This is a genomic window from Brevibacillus laterosporus LMG 15441, assembly GCF_000219535.2.
Classification (GTDB): domain Bacteria; phylum Bacillota; class Bacilli; order Brevibacillales; family Brevibacillaceae; genus Brevibacillus_B; species Brevibacillus_B halotolerans.
This window is the reverse complement of sequence record NZ_CP007806.1, coordinates 2,849,823-2,874,311: the sequence shown is the minus strand read 5'-3', so window position 1 is coordinate 2,874,311 and position 24,489 is coordinate 2,849,823. Positions and strand designations below refer to the sequence as shown.

General features: G+C 43.0%; 1 protein-coding gene (cut by a window edge). It reads left to right on the top strand.

Annotated elements, in window-relative coordinates:
* Nucleotides 1-24,489 carry the 3' portion of a non-ribosomal peptide synthase/polyketide synthase gene (locus BRLA_RS12440; RefSeq protein WP_003336314.1) on the top strand. The gene continues 12,084 nt to the left of window position 1, outside the view, so 24,489 of the gene's 36,573 nt are visible here — the last part of the coding sequence; its start codon lies beyond the left edge, outside the window; its stop codon occupies nt 24,487-24,489.

The window sequence follows — 24,489 nt, the reverse complement described above, 5'->3', positions numbered from 1 at the left end:
GACTCTATCAAAGCTATTCAGGTATCTTCCAGATTGCTTCAAGCAGGCTATAAGCTTGAGATTAAAGATTTGTTCAAATATCCAACTGTAGCTCAGTTAAGTCCGCATCTTCAAGTGGTTAGCAAAATCGCAGACCAAAGGGAAGTAGTTGGTTCAATAAAGCTAACGCCAATTCATCACTGGCTTTTTGAACAAAAATCGGCTGAGCCGCACCATTTTAACCAAGCAGTCACCCTGTATCAAGAGCAAGGATTCGATGAAGTGGTACTGCGTCAAGTAATACAAAAGATTGTAGAGCATCACGATGCTTTGCGAATGGTTTTCAAAGAGACCGAAGTTGGTTTTGAGGCTTGGAATCGCGGGATAGATGAAGGAGAGCTATTCAATCTTGAAATAATAGATGTGAGAAACGAACGTGAAGTGGCCCAGATAATAGAGGCGAAAGCAAATGAGATTCAAAGCAGCATCAACATAACGGAAGGTCCACTACTGAAGCTTGGACTTTTCAAATGTTCAGATGGTGATCATTTGCTGATCGTAATTCACCACTTGGTCGTTGATGGTGTCTCTTGGCGAATTCTATTTGAGGACATTGCATCAGGTTACGAACAAGCATTGAATGGACAAGAGATTCGTCTCCCTCAAAAAACTGATTCCTTCCAAACTTGGGCTGAACAGTTGTCTCATTATGCCAACAGTTCGATGATGGAAGCTGAGCGAGCTTATTGGAATCAAATTGAACAAAGTAAGATGGTACCGATACCGAAAGATCAGGTTCTGGATAAGTCATATGTACGAGATGGACAAATCGTTACAATACGCTGGACAGAGCAAGAAACAGAACAGCTTCTAAAACAGGCAAATCGTGCCTACAATACAGAAGTTAATGATCTGTTATTAACAGCGCTTGGAATGGCTATTCATGCGTGGACTGGTACGGAACAAGTATTGGTGAATTTAGAAGGCCATGGTCGGGAATCTATCGTTCCAGATATTGATATTTCACGTACAGTTGGTTGGTTTACTAGTCAGTTCCCAGTTGTTTTACAAACCAGTGCGAACCAACATATCGGTCAGCGGATTAAGACTATTAAAGAGGGACTGCGTCAAATTCCGCAAAAAGGTATTGGCTACGGCATTCTTAGATATCTATCTGAACCTAAAGACGGTATGACATTCATGGCGGAGCCTGAGATCACATTTAACTATTTGGGACAATTTGATCAGGATTTACAGCGTAATGAAATGCAATTTTCGCCTTATTCAAGTGGCGAAGCTGTCAGTCAGGATAAGGAACGCAGATACACTCTGGATATGAATGGTTTGATTACCAAAGGTGCATTAGAGCTTACGATTGGCTTTAACGGCAAGGAATATCAGTACGAAACGATTATGCATATCGCTGATCTGTTACGTTCTAGCTTGCAAGAGGTCATTAGACACTGCGTAGCTTTGGAACGTGCAGAATTGACTCCAAGTGATATTTTATTAAAAGGCCTGACGATTGAAGAACTGGAACGATTAGTGGAGGGTACACAACACCTTGGTGAGATTGAAAACGTCTATCCGTTGACACCGATGCAAAAGGGTATGTATTTCCACAGTTTGATGAATCCATCGTCTGGAGCTTACTTTGAACAAACGACATTTGACTTAAAAGGAAGTTTTGATGTCATTGCGTTTGGAAAAAGTTTAGAAATCTTGACGCAAAGACATGTTGCATTACGAACAAATTTCTACAATGGCTTAAAGGACTTACCCGTACAAGTGGCTTATCGAAACAAACGGAGTGAGCTTTATTATGAAGATTTGCGTCAAATGGATAAGGCAACGCGTGATGCCTATCTCGCTAATTTCGCTGTAGAAGATAAGGCGAAAGGTTTTGATTTGGCCCAAGATTCACTCATTCGGGTGTCAATCTTACGCACAGATGAAAAAGCGTATCACTTGATCTGGAGCTTCCATCATATCGTGATGGATGGCTGGTGCTTATCTCTTATGACAAAAGAAGTGTTTGGCAGCTATTTTGCCATTCGAGGAAATAAGCAACCCGAGCTTGGAGATATAACACCTTATAGCAACTATATCGAGTGGCTGGAAAATCAGGATGAGGATAAGGCATCAGATTACTGGAGTGAGTATCTGTCTGGTTATAACCAGCAAACCTTACTGCCAAAAGGAAAGATGTCAAACAAACCTGAGGGTTATTCCGCTTCGCAGTTCACTCATCAGCTCGGCAAGGAGCTAACCGGCCGTTTGCATCAGATAGCAAAACAAACACAAGTAACAATTAATACGCTGGTACAAGCAGCATGGGGAGTTACCTTGCAAAAATATAATGATAGCCAAGATGTTGTTTTCGGAAGTGTTGTCTCTGGAAGACCAACCGAAATTCCTGGAATTGAAAACATTATTGGGCTATTTATCAACACAGTTCCTGTTCGTATTCGTTGCACAAAGGAAGAATCTTTTGCGGATGTAATGATTCGTGGTCAGGAGCAGGCTTTAGCATCTCAAGCATTTGATACGTATCCGCTATACGACATCCAACGACTATCTGCACAAAAACAAGATTTGATCAACCATATTATTGTGTTTGAAAATTATCCAATGGGCGAACAAATTGAGCAGTTGGGCAATGGCGATGATGAGGGCTTTGAGATTTCGAATATCCAAATAATGGAACAAACCAACTATGACTTCAACCTATCTATTATTCCAGGAGAAAATATGGATATTTGCTCCGAGTACAATGCAGTTGTCTATGATCAGGATAGCATTCAACAGATTCTAGGCCATTTTGTACACATTTTGGAGCAAATTGCGCAGAATCCACACATTCGTGTCAACGAGCTGGAATTAATAACAGTACCAGAAAAGGCACAAATCCTAGAAGGATTTAATGACACTGACATGGATTATCCTCATGCAATGACCATTCAACAGCTATTTGAGGCACAGGTAGAAGGTGCACCAGATCAGGTAGCGGTTGTTTATGAGGGAAGTCAGCTAACATACCGTGAGTTAAATGAAAAGGCAAATCAACTGGCCCATACATTGAGAGCTGCTGAAGTACGAGCTGATCAATTGGTAGGGATCATGGCTGAACGTTCAGTAGACATGATAGTCGGTATTCTTGCGATTTTAAAAGCCGGTGCAGCCTATGTACCGATTGACCCTGAGTATCCTGAGGAACGCATTAGCTATATGCTCGAGGATGCGGGAGCCAAACTGCTGCTGACGCAAACCCATTTGCGGGAGCGTGTAGCTTTTACAGGCAGCATCGTTATGCTAGATGATGCAGAAGCATATAGTCACGATCATTCCAATCTAAAACCAATTCAAGGACCAGATCATTTAGCCTATGTGATTTATACATCTGGAACTACAGGTAAGCCAAAAGGTGTCATGATTGAGCATCAACAATTAACAGCGATGGCCCATGCTTGGAAAGTAGCCTATGGATTAGGTGAAGAGCGACCAACAGTATTGCAGTGGGCAAGCTTCTCCTTTGACGTATTTACAGGTGATTATGTCCGGGCATTACTGCATGGCGGAACATTGATTATATGCCCAAGTCATTCCAGATTAGAGCCTGCGAGTATCTATGAGCTAATCAGAGGGCATAAGGTTACTATTTTTGAATCAACACCAGCCATTGTCGTACCGCTCATGGATTACATTTATGACAACAAATTGGACGTGCTTTCCTTAAAAACGCTAATTGTTGGTTCCGATCAATGTCCGCCAGATGCCTTTGCGACCTTGCTAACTCGATTTGGCTCGCACATGCGTATTCTTAACAGCTATGGGGTAACTGAGGCGTGCATTGATTCTAGCTTCTTTGAACAGACTGACTCTCTTTTCGCTATGAATATACCGATTGGTAAACCGTTGCCTAATGTTAACATGTACGTTTTACATGAAAACAACGTGATGCAGCCTATCGGGATACCAGGCGAGCTGTATATAGCTGGAAAAGGTGTGGGACGTGGCTACTTGAACCGTCCAGAGCTGACAGCAGAGAAGTTTGTAGAGAATCCGTTTATTGCAGGAGAGCGGATGTATCGAACAGGCGACTTGGTAAGATGGTTACCGAATGGCAATATTGAATATCTGGGTCGGATCGATCATCAGGTAAAAATCCGCGGGAACCGAATTGAATTAGGAGAAGTAGAAACACAGCTCCTAAAAATCGCGAAGATAAAAGAAAATGTTGTCGTTGCACAAGAGGACCAAGCAGGAAGAAAGTATTTGTGCGCTTATTTCGTAGCAGATCAAAAACTATCTTCAAGTGAGCTAAGAGAAGCTTTGTCACAAGTACTTCCGAAGTTCATGGTTCCTTCGTATTTCATGCAAGTAGAGCAACTACCGCTTACACCGAATGGAAAAATCGATCGTAGTGCGTTGCCAATTCCAGATGGAAATATCGAGAATGAAACCGAATACGTGGAACCTCGCACAGCGGCAGAGAGAATGCTGGTTTCCATTTGGCAAGCTGTTTTGGGTACAAAAGCAATCGGAATCATGGATAATTTCTTTGATCTTGGCGGTGACTCGATCAAATCTATACAGGTTTCTTCACGCTTATTGCAGGCAGGTTATAAGCTGGAGATGAAAGATTTATTTAGCTATCCAACTATAGCGGAGCTAAGCAAGCATATTCATTCGGTTACAAGAATAGCTGATCAAGGAGAAGTAATAGGGGAAGCGTTGTTAACTCCGATTCAACGCTGGTTCTTTGAGCAATCCTATGCAGACTCAGATCACTATAACCAAGCGATGATGCTATACCGGGCAGAAGGCTTTGATGAAACCGCCCTTCATAAAGCAATGGATAAAATCACGGAACACCATGATGCACTACGGATGGTCATTCGCGAATCTGAAGGCGAATATCAGGCATGGTACCGTGGAGTAGGTGAAGGGGAAGCCTATAGTCTCGATGTTTTTGATTTCAAAAACGTGAGCAACTGCGCTCAAGCGATTGAAGAGAAAGCAATTCAGTTGCAGGCGAGCATCAGCATGAGTGAAGGACCGCTTCTAAGGCTTGGGTTATTCCAATGCGAGGATGGAGATCATCTGCTGATTGTGATCCATCATTTAGTTGTAGATGGGGTTTCGTGGAGAGTCTTGTTTGAGGATATTGCAAGTGGTTATGAACAAGCTGTGAAGGGAGAAGCTATTCGCTTCCCATATAAAACAGACTCGTTCCGTACATGGGCAGAGCAGTTATCCCAATACGCGAATAGCGAACAAATCGAGCTAGAGCGTAAATACTGGCAGCAAATCGACCAAACAAAAACCTCCCCATTTCCAAAAGATAACAGACATGTTGCTTCGTTGATGAAGGATGTTGAGTCTGTCACTGTTCATTGGACAGAGCAGGAAACCGAGCAATTGTTAAAACAAGCAAACCGAGCTTATAACACAGAGGTAAATGACCTATTGCTGGCAGCCTTAAGCTTAGCGCTTCATTCTTGGGCAGGAATGGAACAAGTGCTGATAAATATGGAGGGACACGGCAGAGAGGCTATTCTTTCAGATGTCGACATCACACGTACCGTAGGATGGTTTACGAGTCAATATCCTGTCCTGCTACAGATGAATGCAGGCAAACAGATGTCAACATTAATAAAAACAACTAAAGAAGGTCTTCGCCAAATACCTCAAAAGGGAATTGGCTACGGTATCCTAAGATATTTATCTGACAGCCGTGAGGAGCATGCATTCACATCTGAACCTGAGATTAGCTTTAATTATCTCGGTCAGTTTGATCAGGACTTGCAAAACAATGCTATTGAGCTATCTCCACATTCAAAAGGCTCAGACATGAGTGAAAATGCGACGATGCAATATGCCATGGATATGAATGGCATGATTTCGAATGGTGCCTTGTCAATGACAATCCATTACAGTGGCAAAGAGTATCATCGCGAAACGATGGAGCAGCTCACTAAGCTTTTACAAGAGAGTCTAGGTCAAGTAATTGAACACTGCGTATCGAAAGAACATACAGAACTGACGCCAAGTGATGTTTTACTAAAAGGATTGACGGTAGAAGAGCTTGAACAGATCGAAGCAAAAACCAAACACATTGGTGAAATTGAAAACATTTATGAAATGACGCCAATGCAGAAGGGAATGTGGTTCCATAGTCTCATGGATCCGCAATCAGGAGCTTATTTTGAACAAACGGCATTTGATGTGCTTGGACGCTTTGATGCTACCGTTTTCGGACAAAGCTTACAAATGCTGTTCCAACGCCACGAGATTTTTAGAACAAGCTTCTACAATGACTGGAAGGATCAACCAGTTCAAGTTGTCTTCCAAAATAGAGCCCATGTTCTTCATTATGAAGAGCTGCTGGGAATGGATAAAGCTGAACAGGAATTGTATTTGAAAGACTTTATCCAAAGGGATAAAGAAACAGGATTTGATCTTAGCCAGGATACGCTGTTGCGGATATCCGTATTACGAACAGGTACGGAGGAATACAGGGTCATCTGGAGTTCCCATCATATTCTCATGGATGGCTGGTGCTTATCTCTGGTTGCTCAAGAGGTGTTTGAATGCTACTTTGCCATCATGCAAAATAGAGAACCGAGATTGACTGAGGTTCCGCCATATAGTGCCTATATCGAATGGTTAGAGCGTCAGGACATGCAGGAAGCATCTAGCTATTGGAGCAATTATTTGGCTGGGTATGACCAACAAACGACAGTGCCAAAAGAGAAACTTCCAAGAAAAGAACTTCCGGTTTTCGACCATCGTTTCTGCGATTTGAGTCGAGAACTGACTGTGCAGATGAATGGGCTTGCAAGAAAACAGCAGGTGACAATCTATACGTTAATGCAAACTGTGTGGGGTCTGATGCTTCAGAAATATAATGGTAGTAAAGATGTTGTTTTCGGAAGCGTTGTTTCAGGAAGACCGGCTGATATTCCAGATGTAGAGAGCATGATTGGTCTGTTCATTAATACCATTCCAATTCGTGTTCGTTCTGAGGCTGGTGATACATTTGCTGAGGTGATGAAACGAAGTCAAGAGCATGCAATAGCATCTCATGCGTATGACACGTATCCACTTTATGAAATCCAAGCCTTGTCTGAACAAAAACAAGATTTGATTAACCATATTATGGTGTTTGAAAACTATCCGATGGAACAACAGATGGAGCAAGTCGGTGGTAATAATCCGGAAGCCTTTGAGGTTGCTAACGTTTCGATTGTAGAACAGACAAACTATGACTTTAATCTAAATATTCTCCCTGGGGAAGAAATTAGAGTCCATATCGAATACAATGCGTCTGTCTTTGATCAAACAGGAATTGACAGGATTTTGGGCCATTTTGTTCACATGCTACAGCAAGTGGTCAATGATCCTCAGGTATCTGTAGATCAACTGGAACTGGTAACCGCTGAAGAAAAAGCGCAAATCTTACTTCAATCAAACAACGTAATAGCTGAATATCAGGAAGAGAAGACTGTCCAGCAATTGTTTGAGAATCAGGTAGAGCGTACACCAGATCAAGTGGCAATTGTGTGCGAAGACGAGCAGTTGACTTATCGAGAACTGAATGAACGAGCAAATCAGTTAGCCAGAACCTTGAGAAGTAAGGGCGTACAAGCTGATCAACTGATAGGGATCATGGTGGAGCGTTCTGTTGAGATGATGATTGGGATTTTAGGAATTCTAAAAGCGGGTGCTGCTTATGTTCCGATTGATCCTGAGTATCCTGAAGAACGTATCAGCTACATGCTAGAGGATGCGAGAGCAAGCCTGATTGTTACACAAAGCCACTTACAAGATCGTGTTGCCTTTATTGGAAGCATGGTGCTTCTGGATAAGCCAGAGTCTTATAGTGAAAATGGCTCAAATCTGGAACCGATACAATCACCAAATCATCTGGCTTATGTCATCTATACGTCAGGAACAACTGGTAAGCCAAAAGGTGTCATGATTGAGCACAAGCAATTGACTGCTATGTCCGATGCTTGGAAAGTAGCCTATGGGTTACATGAACAACATCCAAAAGTCTTGCAATGGGCTAGTTTTGCCTTTGACGTATTCACAGGTGATTATGTACGTGCTCTCTTACATGGCGGGGAATTAGTTATTTGCCCAAGTCATGTCAGATTGGACCCTGCTAGTATCTATGAGCTAATTCGTAAGCATCAGGTTAGCATTTTTGAATCAACACCAGCTATCGTGATTCCTCTTATGGATTACGTCTACGAGAACCAGCTAGATATCCATACATTAAAAACGCTGATTGTAGGTTCAGACCAATGCCCTGTAGAAGCTTTTGCTCAGTTGCTAAGTAGATTTGGTGACCAGATGCGCATTCTTAACAGCTATGGTGTGACAGAAGCGTGCATTGATTCAAGCTTCTATGAGCAGACGACAAATCTCTTATCGTTGAATCTACCGATAGGAAAGCCGTTGCCTAACGTGAAAATGTACGTTTTGGATGAGAATCGTGCAATACAGCCTGTAGGAATTCCAGGTGAGCTGTATATTTCTGGAATAGGTGTGGGACGTGGTTACCTGAATCGCCCTGATCTGACAGCAGAAAAATTTGTAGACAGTCCATTTGTAGACAACGAAAGAATGTACAGAACAGGTGATCTAGTCAGATGGCTACCAGATGGCAATATCGAATATGTAGGCCGAATCGACCATCAAGTTAAGATTCGTGGAAACCGAATTGAGCTAGGTGAAATAGAAGCACAGCTATTGAAGATACATGCGATTGAAGAAGTTGTGGTGATAGCTCAGGAGGATTCAGTTGGACAAAAGCATCTATGCGCCTACTTTGTAGCTGACGATCAGCTTATCGTGAGCGATTTGAGAGCAACGCTTATGCAAGAGCTACCTGCATATATGATCCCTTCGTACTTTGTGCAGCTTGAGGAGCTACCACTAACACCAAACGGAAAAATTGATCGAAAAGCATTACCTGCCCCAGAGGGTAGTCTGCAAACGGGAGTAGAGCATGTAGCACCACGCACTTCACTGGAACTTTCCTTAGCGCAGATTTGGGCAGAGGTACTGGGCGTATCAGACATTGGAGTGAAGGACAACTTCTTTGATATTGGAGGCCACTCGTTACGTGCGACAACTTTAGTGGCTAAAATACACAAAGAGTTGGGGCTAAACGTAGCGTTACGGGACGTATTTAGCTCACCAACGATTGAGCAAATGGCAGCAAAAATTACAGATACAAACTCTCAAGCTACGTATGCTTCTGTACCTATTGTTGAGCAAAGAGATTACTATCCTGTCTCATCCGCTCAAAAACGATTGTATGTCTTAGGTCAGATGGAAGGTGGAGAGCTCAGCTACAATATGCCGAGCGTCCTTCTAATAGAGGGTCCACTTAAGCGAACATCCTTAGAAGAAGCCTTTAGAAAATTGATTGAACGACATGAAGCACTGCGAACTGGCTTTGAAATGATAAATAGAGAGCCGATTCAGCGGGTGTATCAGGAAGTAGAGTTTGAAGTAGAGTATGCCCAGGCAACTGAAGAAGAAGCGAAGCATCTGATTAGAGCTTTTGTTCGCGCATTTGATTTGGAAAAAGCGCCGCTTCTCAGAGTCGGACTCATCGAGCTTGGCATAAATCGACACCTTCTCCTGTTTGATATACACCACATTGTTTCTGATGGTGCATCTTCAAGCATTCTGATACATGAGTTCGTTCAATTATATAAAGGTGAGGAGCTGCCAGCGCTTCGAATTCAATACAAGGATTATGCAGTGTGGCAACAAGAGGAAGTACAAAGCCAACAAATGAACAAGCAGGAAGAATATTGGCTAGATGTTTTCCACGGAGAAATTCCAGTCTTGGATATGCCAACGGACTTTGTCAGACCTGCGATACAAACTTATCAGGGAGATACTTTTGATTTCTTCATTGACAAAGAACGTAGTAAGGGATTAAAAGAGATCGCAGCTCAGACTGGTTCTACTTTATTTATGGTTTTGCTGGCTAGCTATTCCACGATGCTTCACAAATATAGCGGACAAGAAGATATCATCATCGGAACGCCAATTGCTGGTAGACCTCATGCTGATTTAGAAAACTTAATTGGTATGTTTATTAATACATTAGCGATCCGGACTCAGCCTGCAAAAGAAAAATCCTTCTATGCGTTCGTGCAAGAAGTCAAGGAACATGCGTTAGAAGCATTTGAGCATCAGGAGTATCCGTTCGAGGAACTGGTTGAACAATTGCACCTGGCTCGTGACTTCAGCCGAAATCCATTATTTGACACAATGTTTATCATGCAAAATACGGAGAATGAGGAGTTTGCTATTGAAGACTTGACATTTACTCCTTATGCAGATGAGCATGGTGTTGCCAAGTTTGATTTAACATTGAATGCAGTGGAAGAAGCAGAGGGCATCAGATGTGGAATGGAATATGCTACCTCACTATACAAACGTGAGACCATAGAACGGATGGCGGAACATTTCCTACAGGTGATCGATGGTATTATTAATGATCCACATGAAAAGCTGGCTACTCTTGAGATGATAACAGCTAGAGAGAAAGCGTTCATTCTTGAGACGTTTAATGATACAACAGCAGAATATCCTCGTGAAAAAACGATTCACCAGTTATTTGAGGATCAGGTGATGCGTACACCAGATCAAGTGGCCGTGGTTTACGAAGGACAGCAGTTGACATTCCGTGAACTAAATGAACGAGCTAACCAATTGGCACGCACACTACGTGCTGAAGGTGTTCAGCCAGATCAGCTAGTCGGTATTATGGTGGATCGTTCTTTAGAAATGATGATCGGATTATTAGGTATCTTGAAGGCCGGCGGGGCTTATGTACCGATTGATCCGGAATATCCAGAAGAACGTATCCGTTACATGCTAGAGGACGCTGGAGCCAAACTGGTCGTCATGCAAAATCAATTGTACGATCGCCTTACTTTTGTAAACAGACGTATCTCATTAGATGAAGAAGCCTCTTATCATCATGATGGCTCAAATCTAGATGCGTTGGGTAGTTCCGATGATTTGGCTTATGTCATCTATACGTCTGGATCAACAGGTAAACCAAAAGGGGTTATGCTTCAGCATCAGTCGGTCGTAAACCTGATACAAGGTATCACCGATCGAATTGAATTTGTTCAAGGCAAGTCGCTCTTATCTGTTACCACGATCTCGTTTGATATCTTCGTGTTAGAGACATTCCTAGCATTAAGTAAAGGAGTAAAAGTCGTTCTAGCTAATACAGATCAGCAAACAGATCCAAAAGCATTGAGTGATGTGATTGTCGAACAACAAATAGACATGATTCAAATGACGCCATCTCGGATGCAGATGTTGCTATCGTCTAACGATCTGGATTGCTTGCAACAGCTACAAGTAATTATGCTCGGGGGAGAAGCACTGCCTACCTCCTTACTGGAGGCGTTACGCAAGAATACATCTGCAAGTCTATACAATATGTATGGACCAACGGAAACCACTGTATGGTCGTCAGTCGGAGATGTGACAGATGAGGAGCAAATAACAATCGGTAAGCCGCTTCTCAATACACGCTTCTATCTGTTAAATGCTGAGGGTCAACCACAACCGATCGGGGTTGCAGGGGAGCTGTGCATCGCAGGTGAAGGATTGGCAAGAGGCTATTGGAATCGTCCTGAGCTTACGGCAGAGAAGTTTGTTGAGAATCCGTTTGTACCAGGAGAAAGAATTTATCAAACAGGAGATTTGGCCAAATGGCTACCAGATGGAACGATCGAGTATCTTGGTCGGATTGACCATCAGGTAAAAATTAGAGGTCATCGAATTGAGCTAGGTGAAATAGAGACACAGCTATTACATGTAGGCTCGGTAGCGGAGGCAGTGGTCATTGCACGTGGAGATCAAGAGGGTCAGCAGCAACTATGCGCTTATTTTGTAGCAGATCAACAACTAACTGTCTATGATCTAAAAGCCCAATTGTCTCAGGAATTGCCAAGCTATATGGTTCCGTCCTACTTTATTCAATTGGAACAAATGCCACTTACACCAAATGGAAAGATTGATCGTAACGCACTGCCTGCCCCAGAAGGAGGCATTCACACTGGAGCAGAGTACGTGGCACCTCGTACTTGGATGGAAGTTAAGCTGGTACAAATTTGGCAAGAGGTACTAGGACTAGAAACCATCGGAATAAGAGATAACTTCTTTGAAATCGGTGGGCATTCCTTACGAGCCACCAACTTGGTAGCGAAGATCTATAAAGAAATGAACAAAAATCTTCCTCTTCGGGATGTATTCCAATACCCGACTATCGGGCAAATGGCCAACGTAATAGTTGGTAAGGAGCAAAGTACGTATACCTCAATTCCAGTTACTGAGGAGCGAGAGTATTACCCTGTATCTTCAGCACAAAAACGTTTATACATTTTAAGTCAGTTCACAGGTGGCGAAATTAGCTACAATATGCCAGATATCGTGATGATTGAAGGCTCGTTGGATAAACAGCGGGTGGAGGAAGCCTTCCAGAAGCTGATCGAGCGTCACGAAACCTTACGAACCAGCTTTGAAATGGTAAATGGAGAACCAGTACAACGAGTTCATCAGGAGGTTGACTTCTCTATTTCGCATGTACGGGCAAGTCTTGAAGAAGCAAAAGAGCATGTCCGTGGATTTATCCGCGAATTTGACTTAAAAATGGCACCATTGCTACGTGTTGGTTTGATTGAAACCAACCCTGATCGTTACCTCTTGCTATTTGATATGCACCATATCATTTCTGATGGGGTTTCAATGGGCAATCTTATTCAAGAATTCGCTCGACTATATGCAGGAGAAGAGCTATCACCGCTTCGCATCCAATACAAGGATTATGCGGCATGGCAACATACAAATGTTCACAGTGAGCAAATGCAACAGCAGGAAGCATATTGGCTGGATGCCTTCCGCAAAGAGATTCCTGTACTAGATCTGCCTACCGACTATGTTCGACCAGCTCTACAAAGCTTTGCTGGTGAAACGATTGAATTTGTGATAGAGGATCATGATAGAGAGGGCTTAAAGAAACTCGCGGCTCAAACGGGTTCTACCTTACACATGGTCATGCTAGCAGCCTATACTACGCTCCTGCATAAATATACAGGACAAGAGGATATCATTGTGGGAACTCCGATTGCTGGAAGACCACATGCTGACCTTGAAGACATGATTGGTGTTTTCCTGAATACCTTAGCACTTCGCAACTATCCGTCTAAAGACAAATCCTTCGATGAATATTTGCAAGAAGTGAAGGTAAATGCTCTCAAAGCTTATGAAAATCAGGATTATCCATTTGAAGAATTGGTAGAAAAGCTGAAAGTAAACCGAGATTTAAGTCGAAATCCTCTGTTTGACACGATGTTTGAATTTATCACATTGGAGCAAGGCGAGCTACAGATGGAAGGTTTACATGTTAAGCCTTATCCAAGTGAAAATATCGTGGCTAAATTTGATCTAACGCTAGAAGCTATGGAGAGAGAAGAAGGAATTGTATGCACATTAGAATATGCTACAGCTCTATTCAAGAGAGAGACTGTTGAGCGCATAGTGGGGCATTTCAAACAAATCATTTCTGCCATTGTCCAAAATCCTCAAAATACACTAGGGTCTTTCGACATGATTACTTTGGCAGAAAAAGAAGCAATTTTAGATGTGTTTAATGCTACGGCTATAGATTATGCAAGCGAAAAAACGATACATCGCTTATTTGAAGAGCAAGTGGAGCGTGCTCCAGATCAAGTAGCGGTTGTGCATGAGGGCGATCAATTAACCTACCGCGAACTCAACGAGCGAGCGAATCAGCTAGCCCGAACATTGCGAGCTGAAGGTGTTGAAGCCGATCAGTTAGTAGGAATAATGGTTGATCGATCGGTTGAAATGATGGTTGGGATCTTGGGAATTCTCAAAGCTGGCGGTGCGTATGTACCAATTGATCCTGAATATCCAGAAGAACGTATCAGCTATATGCTAGAGGATGCTCAAGCAAAATTATTGGTCTTGCAGAGTCATTTAGTAGAGCGTGTATCCTTTACTGGAAAACTCGTACTGTTAGATGATCCCGACAGCTACGATCAAGATGGAACGAATCTAGTAGCAGCATCGAGCCCAGCACATCTTGCTTATGTCATCTATACGTCAGGAACAACAGGCAAGCCTAAAGGTGTCATGATTGAGCACAAGCAGGTTACTTCAATCGCTGCTGCTTGGAACAAAGCGTACCGATTAGAAGAGAATGCCGTTCGATTGCTGCAATGGGCAAGCTTCTCATTTGACGTATTTACAGGTGATTATGTTCGAGCATTGTTACATGGCGGAAAATTAGTGATTTGCCCGAGTCAGTCCAGATTAGATCCTGTTCGTATCTACGGATTGATGAAAGAGTACAAAATCACCATTTTTGAATCTACACCAGCCATCGTTATTCCACTTATGGAGTACGTGTATGAAAACAGCTTGGACATTCGTTCTTTGAAAACATTAATTGTAGGATCAGATCAATGCCCTTCAGATGCCTTTGCTCAATTGGTGAGTAGATTTGGTTCACAAATGCGTATTTTAAATAGTTACGGTGTTACAGAAGCGTGCATCGATTCTAGTTATTTCGAACAAGTAACGATTGTACCTTCAGTGAGCTTACCTATTGGGAAGCCGTTGCCTAACGTCAATCTGTACGTGTTAAATGAGAACCATGCTATGTTGCCGATAGGTGTTCTAGGTGAACTGTATATTGGCGGAAAAGGAGTAGGGCGAGGCTATTTGAATCGACCAGAGCTAACGGCAGAAAAGTTTGTGGATAATCCGTTTGTTCCGGGAGAGAAAATGTACAGAACTGGAGATTTGGCAAGATGGTTGTCGGATGGAAACATGGAGTACGTTGGCCGAATCGACCACCAAGTAAAAATACGCGGTAATCGGATTGAACTAGGGGAAGTTGAGTCCAAGCTCTTGAAGACGCCATTCATGCAGGAGGCTATCGTAGTTGCTCAAGAAAATGAGGCTGGGGTTAAGCAGTTGTGCGCTTATTTTGTAGCGACGAAAACCCTGACCCTAAGCGAACTCCGCAACACACTATCTCAAGAATTGCCAGGGTACATGATTCCAACCTACTTTATTCAATTGGATGAGATGCCACTAACGCCAAACGGTAAAATTGACCGCAAGGCTTTGCCGGCCCCAGAAGGAAGTGTACAAACAGGTGCAGATTACGTAGCTCCACGTACACTGGTTGAGAAGACGCTTGTCTCTATCTGGCAAGAAGTACTTGGAACGGATGCAATAGGGATCATGGATAAATTCTTTGATCTTGGTGGGGACTCTATCAAGTCCATCCAGGTATCATCACGCTTGTTCCAAGCAGGCTATAAGCTGGAAATGAAGGACTTGTTCCAATATCCAACCATTGCCGAATTGAGCAAACGGATTCAATCGATCACCAGATTGGCGGACCAAGGTGAAGTGATAGGCGAGGTGGAATTAACTCCGATTCAGCATTGGTTCTTTGAGCAAGCATACACACAACAACATCACTATAACCAGTCCGTTATGTTGTTTAAAGAGCAAGGCTTTGAGGAAGAAGCGCTTCGCAAGGTGATGCAAAAGATTGCTGAACACCATGATGCTGTACGGACTGTATATATCCCAACGGATAACGGGTATAAAGCACGGAACCGTGGCATTGAGGAAGGCGAACTCTACAGCTTGGAGGTTGTTGATTTCCGAGATGTATCTGACGAAGCGACAGCGGTCGAAGCAAAGGCAAGTGAGCTGCAAAGCAGCATGAACATAAGCGAAGGACCGCTTATGAAACTGGGCTTGTTCCGTTGCAAGCAAGGTGATCATTTGTTGATCATACTTCATCACCTAGTAGTAGATGGGGTTTCATGGCGCATTCTATTCGAAGATATTGCGAATGGGTATGAACAAGCGCAGAACAAAGAGGACATTAGTCTTCCGCACAAAACAGATTCCTTCCAGATGTGGGCAGAACACTTGGCTCTTTATGCGAAGTCAGATGCGATGGAGCAAGAGCGAGAGTATTGGCAACACCTTGAACAAATTCCGATGACTCCGTTGCCAAAAGATAATGACCAAGCTACTTCGCTTATGAAAGACAGCCAGTCTATTATGGTGCATTGGACAGCAGAGGAAACAGAGCAACTGCTGAAACAAGCGAATCGTGCCTACAATACAGAAGTGAATGATTTGCTGCTCACAGCACTTGGCATGGCTATACATTCTTGGACTGGAATAGAACAAATCCATGTGAGCCTAGAGGGTCATGGTCGCGAATCTATTATTGAAGACATGGATATTACCCGAACTGTCGGCTGGTTTACAAGTCAATATCCAGTAGTACTGACACTACATGAAGGAAAACATGTTTCCCAGCAAATCAAGAGTGTTAAAGAAGGGCTTCGTCATATCCCACAAAAGGGAATTGGTTACGGCATTCACAGATATTTGTCTAAGCGAAACGAGGATCGTGCTTTTACGGATCCTGAGATTAGCTTTAACTATCTGGGACAATTTGACCAGGATTTGCAAAACAATGACATTAAGCTCTCTTTGTACGCAAGTGGTGCAGAGACAAGCCCGAATGCAGCAATGCCATTTACATTAGACATGAATGGTTTGATCTCAGAAGGCGCTCTATCCTTTGAAATTACGTACAGTGAAAAAGAGTACCAGAGAGAAACGATGGAGCAGCTAGCAGCATTACTACAAGCCAGCCTCCGAGAAGTTCTAAATCACTGCGTAGCCAAGGAGCGGCCAGAATTAACGCCAAGCGATGTCTTGTTACGTGGACTGACTGTTGATGAATTGGAACAGATCGTTGAACAGACCAGTCATGTAGGTGAAGTGGAAAACATTTATGCGATGACACCGATGCAAAAGGGAATGTGGTTCCATAGCTTGATGGACCCGCAGTCTGGAGCTTATTTTGAACAAACGACTTTTGACATCCGTGGAAACTTCCATGTAGACATCTTTGAAACAAGCTTACGTATGCTGTTCCAAAGACATGAGATATTTAGAACGAATTTCTACAACGGATGGAAGGAGCAGCCGCTACAGGTCGTATATCGAGAGAAAGATAGCTCGCTATATTATGAGAACCTGATGGTGATGGATGTAGAAGAGCGGGATGCTTACGTTACCTCCTTTATCAAGAAGGACAGGGAAACAGGCTTTGACTTAAGCCAGGATTTATTGATGCGCGTTTCTATTCTTCGGACAGAGGAAGAAGAATACAAAATGATTTGGAGCTCCCATCATATTTTAATGGATGGCTGGTGCTTATCTTTAGTTGCATCAGAGGTGTTTGAATGCTACTTTGCCATGTTACAGCAAAGAGTTCCACAATTGGCTGAAGTCTCACCTTATAGTGCCTATATTGAATGGCTGGAGCACCAAGACAGTAGGGAATCTTCTAGCTATTGGAGCAATTATTTGGCAGGCTATGAGCAACAAACAATCGTTCCAAAAGCAAAATCGCCAGATAAAGAAGCGGAGCAAATCTTTAGAACGAGCTTCTGCGATGTAGATAAAGATCTGACGGCACAGTTGAACAATCTAGCAAGACAGAATCAGGTGACAATCAATACATTAATGCAATCGGTATGGGGCATCATGCTTCAAAAATACAATGGAACGGATGATGTCGTCTTTGGAAGTGTAGTTTCTGGTAGACCAGCGGATATTCGAGACGTTGAGAATATGATTGGCTTGTTTATCAATACAATTCCTGTTCGTATCCATTGCGAGGAAGGCATTTCTTTCGCTGATTTATTAAAGCAGAATCAAGAAAAAGCTTTGGCATCTCATGCATATGACACGCATCCACTTTACGAAATTCAGGCTCTGACAGAACAAAAACAGGATTTGATCAACCATATTATGGTGTTTGAAAACTATCCTGTTGAAGAGCAGATGGAGCAGGTAGGAAAAGATGACGAAACGGCATTTGAGGTTACAAACGTCAAGATGGTCGAACAAACCAATTATGACTTTAATCTCATCGTAATTCCTGGTGAAGAAATTAGAATTCATGTCGAGTACAATGCGGCTATGTACGATCAAGCGGGTGTTGAGAGAATCCTGGGGCATTTCGTTCATGTTATGCAGCAAGTGATCAATAACCCTGCCATCGCTGTGAATATGGTAGAAGTAGTAACAGAGCAGGAAAAAGAGCAGATTATCAAGGAATTCAACCATACAGCAGTCCCTTATCCACAGGAGTACATGATTCATCAATTGTTTGAACAGCAAGCAGAACTCTCGGCAGATCAGCTAGCCATTGTATGCCAGGATAAGCAAATGACCTATCGTGAGTTAAATGATCAAGCAAACCAACTAGCAAGAACATTACGATTGAAAGGTGTGCAAGCTGATCAATTGGTAGCCATTATGGCTGAACGTTCCACAGAAATGATCGTCGGCATACTGGCAATCCTGAAGGCTGGCGGTGCCTACGTACCAATTGACCCTGAATACCCAGAGGATCGCATTCGTTACATGCTAGAGGATGCAGATGCGAAGTTGGTTGTTACGCAGCATCATTTGCTAGATCAGCTTTCCTTCTTTGCTACAGAAAGACTTGTTCTTCTTGATGATTCTGCGAATTATCAGGCTGGGCGTTCCAATTTGGAGTCAATCCATGGACAAAGTGATTTAGCCTATGTGATCTATACCTCAGGCACAACGGGCAAACCAAAAGGGGTTATGGTCGAACACGCAAGTATTGCAAATACGATCCATTGGAAATCAAATGCATTCGGGTTTACGAAAAACGACCGCGTGCTGATGGTTACTCCATTTGTCTTCGATCCATTCCTGACACACTTGTTTGGTCCATTGGTATCTGGTTCAACGGTGTATTTGTTGCCGGATGGAGAAAGCAAAGACCCTGTTGCTATTAAAAATGCTATTACGCAAGAGAGCATTACACATCTGCAAAGCTCACCTAGTTTCTTATGGAGTATTGTGGATACGATGAAACCAGAGGATCTGAAGTCTGTAAGGAATATTGTAGTTGGGGGAGAAAAGATCGTTTCGTCGCTAGTTAACAAAGTGATGGAAATGAAGCCAAGCATTGAAATCTGCAACGAATACGGTCCAACAGAGAGCAGTGTAGTCTCTACATCTCTAATGATTACGAATCCAGAACAGGAAATTTCTATCGGAAGCCCGATAGCAAATAAACAGGTCTATATCATTGGCGTTCACAATCAGCTTCAGCCAATTGGAGTAGCTGGGGAGCTATGCATGGCAGGAAGTGGTTTAGCTAGGGGATACCTGCACCTACCGGAGCTAACAGCGGAGAAATTCGTGGATAATCCGTTTGCAGCCGGCGAACGGATGTATAAAACGGGTGACTTGGCCAGATGGTTACCGAACGGTAGCATTGAGTATTTAGGCCGAATTGATCATCAAGTGAAAATTCGCGGCTATCGTATTGAGCTTAGCGAAGTGGAAGTACAGCTAATGAAGGTGGCTCCTATTCAGGAAGCGATCGTCATTGTAAAAGAAGGAGATGCTGGACAAAATCAGTTATGCGCCTACTTTGTTTCTGAAGATCTGTTGAAGGTACGTGAACTGCGAAAAGCATTAAATCAGGTTCTGCCTGAATTCATGGTTCCATCTTACTTTGTACAATTGGAGAAAATGCCTCTTACTCCAAATGGAAAAATTGATCGAAAAGCTTTGCCAGTGCCAGAAGAAAGCATTCAAACTGGAAACGAGTATGTTGCTCCCAAGACACCAATGGAAACAGCTTTGGCATTGATTTGGCAAGAGGTGCTTGGTCTTTCAACTGTTGGAGTGACAGAGAATTTCTTTGATGTGGGAGGGCATTCGCTACGTGCCACTACTTTAGTTGCCAAGATTCATAAAGTGATGAATGTTGCGATACCACTAAGGGACATTTTCAAATATCCGACGATTGAACAGTTGGCTCAGCTGATAGCCAGTATGGAGCATAACACGTACGCTTCTATTCCTGTCATAGAGAACAGTGAGTACTACTTGGTTTCCTCTGCTCAAAAGAGACTATACATTCTAAGTCATCTTGAAGGTGGAGAGCTAAGCTACAACATGCCAGGCATTATGATGCTAGAGGGTTCGCTAGATAAGGATCGTGTAGAAGCAGCTTTCCAACAATTAGCGCAACGTCACGAAACATTACGCACAGGTTTTGAGCTTGTAAATGGGGAACCAATGCAACGAGTACACGATGAGGTGTCGTTTAAGCTGGAGTATTGGGAAACCAACTTAGAGGAAGCAGAACCAATTATAGAAGGATTCGTACGTGCGTTTGATCTCAAACAGGCTCCGCTATTGCGGGTAGGCTTACTTTCAGTCGATGTGAATCAGTACATTCTGCTATTTGATATGCATCATATTATCTCTGACGGTGTATCTATGGGCGTTCTCATGCAAGAATTTGTCCAGTTATATCGGGGAGAAGAGCTTTCTCCACTACGAATCCAATACAAGGATTATGCCGCTTGGCAGCAAGCAGGCATGCAAAGCGAGTGGATGAGCAAGCAGGAAGCATACTGGATGAAAGTCTTTGCTGGTGAAATACCTGTTCTGGACATGCCAATTGATTATCAGCGACCTGCAAACAGAAAATTTGAGGGAGAAGCCGTCGAATTCATAATCAATAAACAGAGAAGCGAAGGCTTGAAAAAACTCGCTGCCGATCATGAGTCCACCTTGTATATGGTGTTACTTGCAGTCTATACAACATTGCTTGCTAAACAGAGCGGTCAGGAAGACATTATTGTAGGTACGCCGATTGCAGCAAGACCACACGCTGATCTTGAGTCCATTATCGGTATGTTTGTTAACACCTTAGCCATTCGGAATTACCCAGAAGCGGATAAATCCTTCTTGACTTACTTACAAGAGGTCAAAGACAATTCGTTACAAGCTTTTGAAAATCAGGACTATCCATTTGAAGAATTAGTAGAAAAGCTGGATGTGAAACGAGATCTAAGCCGTAACCCGCTGTTTGACACAATGTTTGTGCTGCAAAACACGGAACAAGGAGATCTGTCCATTGAAGGCTTGCAACTAAAACCTTATGGGGAACAACCAATAGTAGCTAAGTTTGATTTGACCTTAAATGCGGAAGAGCTTGAGGATAGCATCGTTTGCAGCTTTGATTTTGCAAGCTCCCTGTACAAGCGCGAAACCATAGAACGACTGATTGAACATTTCATGCAGGTGATTGATTCTGTTCTTGCAAATCCAGATGCACTCCTTTCCTCTATTGAGATGATTACGTCACATGAAAAGACTACCATTCTTGACACATTTAACGATTCAGAGGCGGATTATCCACGCGAGAAGGCAATTCATCAGTTGTTTGAAGAGCAGGCAGCACTTGTACCAGATCATGTCGCAGTCTTCTTTGAGGGGGAACAGCTTTCTTATCGTGATCTAAACGAGAAGGCAAATCGACTTGCAAGATCATTAGTAGCTCAAGGTGTTCAGGCTGATGAGTTAGTAGGCATCATGGCTGAACGATCCTTGGATATGGTTGTAGGAATGCTTGCGATCCTCAAAGCAGGAGGAGCCTATGTACCGATTGATCCAGAGTATCCAGAAGATCGTATTGCCTATATGCTGGAGGATTCGAATGTGAATCTGCTATTGTTGCAGTCCCATTTACTAGGACGTGTAGCTTTTGATAAACAGGTCTTGTTACTAGATGACGAACAATCCTACCAGACTGATCACTCTAATCTGGAGCTGCGCTCTGGACCAAGGAATCTGGCGTATGTGATCTATACCTCAGGGACTACAGGTAAGCCAAAAGGTACCTTGATCGAGCATAAGAACGTGGTTCGTCTGTTATTTAACAGCAAAAATTTGTTTGATTTTACTGATTCTGATACATGGACACTATTCCATTCGTTCTGCTTTGATTTCTCTGTGTGGGAAATGTACGGGGCACTCTTATACGGTGGAAAATTGGTTATCGTGCCTCCGTTAACAGCGAAGAGTCCGAAGCAATTCCTTCAGTTACTTCAGGATCAACAAGTGACGATATTAAATCAAACACCAACCTATTTCTATCAATTGCTTCAGGAAGAAGCGAAGGATAATAGAAAAGAGTTGTCTCTACGAAATGTGATTTTCGGTGGGGAAGCGTTAAGTCCAGCTTTATTGAAGGATTGGAAGGCGAAATACCCACAAGTCAAGCTAATCAACATGTATGGAATAACAGAAACCACTGTCCATGTTACGTACAAGGAAATTACCGAAGTAGAAATTTCTCAAGCGAAAAGCAATATCGGTAAAACAATCCCAACCTTATCTGCTTACATTCTCGATGAACATTTGCGCCTTCAACCTGTAGGAGTTAAGGGAGAATTGTATATTGCTGGTGAAGGATTAGCCCGTGGCTACTTAAATCGTCCAGAGTTGACCAATGAGCGATTTGTTCCTAATCCGTTTGTACCTGGTGAACGTATGTATAAGACTGGCGATCTGGCGAGATGGCTGGCAGATGGCAATATTGAGTATTTAGGCCGAATTGATCATCAAGTCAAAATTCGCGGCTATCGCATTGAGCTGGGAGAAGTTGAAACGCAGCTTCTAAACATCGAATCCATGCAAGAAGCGATTGTGATAGCACATGAAGACGCAAGCGGTGACAAATACTTATGCGCGTATTTTGTAGCAGATCATGAGCTGACTGTAGCAGAGCTAAGAAAAGCATTGTCACAACAGTTACCGGACTATATGATTCCAGCTTATTTTGTCCAAATGGAACGGATGCCTCTGACTGGAAACGGTAAATTAGACCGAAAAGCGTTGCCAACACCAGAAGAAAGCATGCAAACAGGTAGAGAATATGTTGCCCCTAGAACCCGGGTGGAGGCGAAGCTAGCTCAGATTTGGCAGGAAGTCCTAGGGCTAACGCAAGTAGGGATTACAGAGAACTTCTTTGAGATTGGCGGACATTCCTTACGTGCTACGACCCTTGTAGCCAAAATACATCAAGCATTGGACACAAGCATTACACTGCGAGATGTATTCCAAATGCCAACGATTGAGCAGATGGCTGAGCACATTGCCACTACAGAGAAGCAAGCTTATATATCCATTCCTCTTGCAGAGGAAAAAGAGTACTATCCAGTGTCTTCAGCTCAAAAACGTCTCTATATTTTGAGTCACGTCGATGGTGGAGAGCTTAGCTACAATATGCCGGGTGTGATGAGAATTGATGGTCAGCTTGATTGGATGAAGCTAGAGACAGCATTCCGCCAATTGATTGATCGTCATGAGTCATTACGCACAGGTTTTGAAATGGTCGATGGAGAGGTAGTTCAACGGATCTATAAAGACGTGGAGTTCACTTTAGAGAAGATACAAGCAAGAGAAGAGGAAGTGGATGCACATCTTAACAGCTTTGTGCGGAAATTTGATCTTCAACAAGCACCGTTGATCAGAGCTGGCCTAATAGAAATAGAGCCAGATCGCCATATCCTACTCTATGACATGCACCATATCATTTCTGATGGAATTTCGATGGGTATCCTTATACAAGAAGTGGCCGAGTTGTATGAGGGCAAAGAATTGTCCCCATTGCGGCTACAGTACAAGGATTATGCAGTTTGGCAGCAACAACGAGCGAAGAGCGAGCTCTATGAACAGCAAGAAAACTATTGGTTTGGTGAGTTCTTTGGTCCATTGCCTGTCTTGGATTTAATGATTGCTTATCCGAGACCTGCGGTACGCAGCTTTGAGGGCGCTGAGCATGAATTTGTCATTGACCGTGCTTTGGCAGACCAAGTCACCCAATTGGCTGAAAATAGCGGAAGCACTTTATATATGCTTCTCATGGCTACCTATACGATCTTGCTTTCTAAGTACAGTGGACAAGAGGATATCATTGTTGGTACTCCTGTTGGTGGAAGACTTTCTGCCGAATTAGAACCACTTATCGGTATGTTTGTTAACACCTTAGCAATTCGTAACTATCCGCAGAAGGATAAGACGTTCCAAGGATACCTTGAAGAGGTGAAAGAGCGCACGCTACAAGCGTTTGAAAACCAAGAGTATCCATTGGAAGAATTAGTGGAAAGGCTGAATGTGAAGCGGGACCCAAGCCGAAATCCACTCTTCGACACAGTGTTTGTTATGCAAAATACGGAGGATCAGGAAGCAACCATTGGATCGTTATCCGTTACTCCTTATGTACAAGACCATACTGTAGCTAAATTTGACCTAACCTTGTCAATGAGTACAGAAGAGGGAGAGATCAGGGGAGCATTCGAATATTGCACAAAACTTTTCAATAAAAACATGATTGAACAGGTAGCAAATGATTTCGTACGGATCCTATCTGAGGTTGTTAGCACTCCAGACAGAAAGCTAGGGGAATTCGAGCTAGTAGAGAATACAGCTAGCAATCAAGACCTAGTAGAATCTATTACATTTGATTTCTAA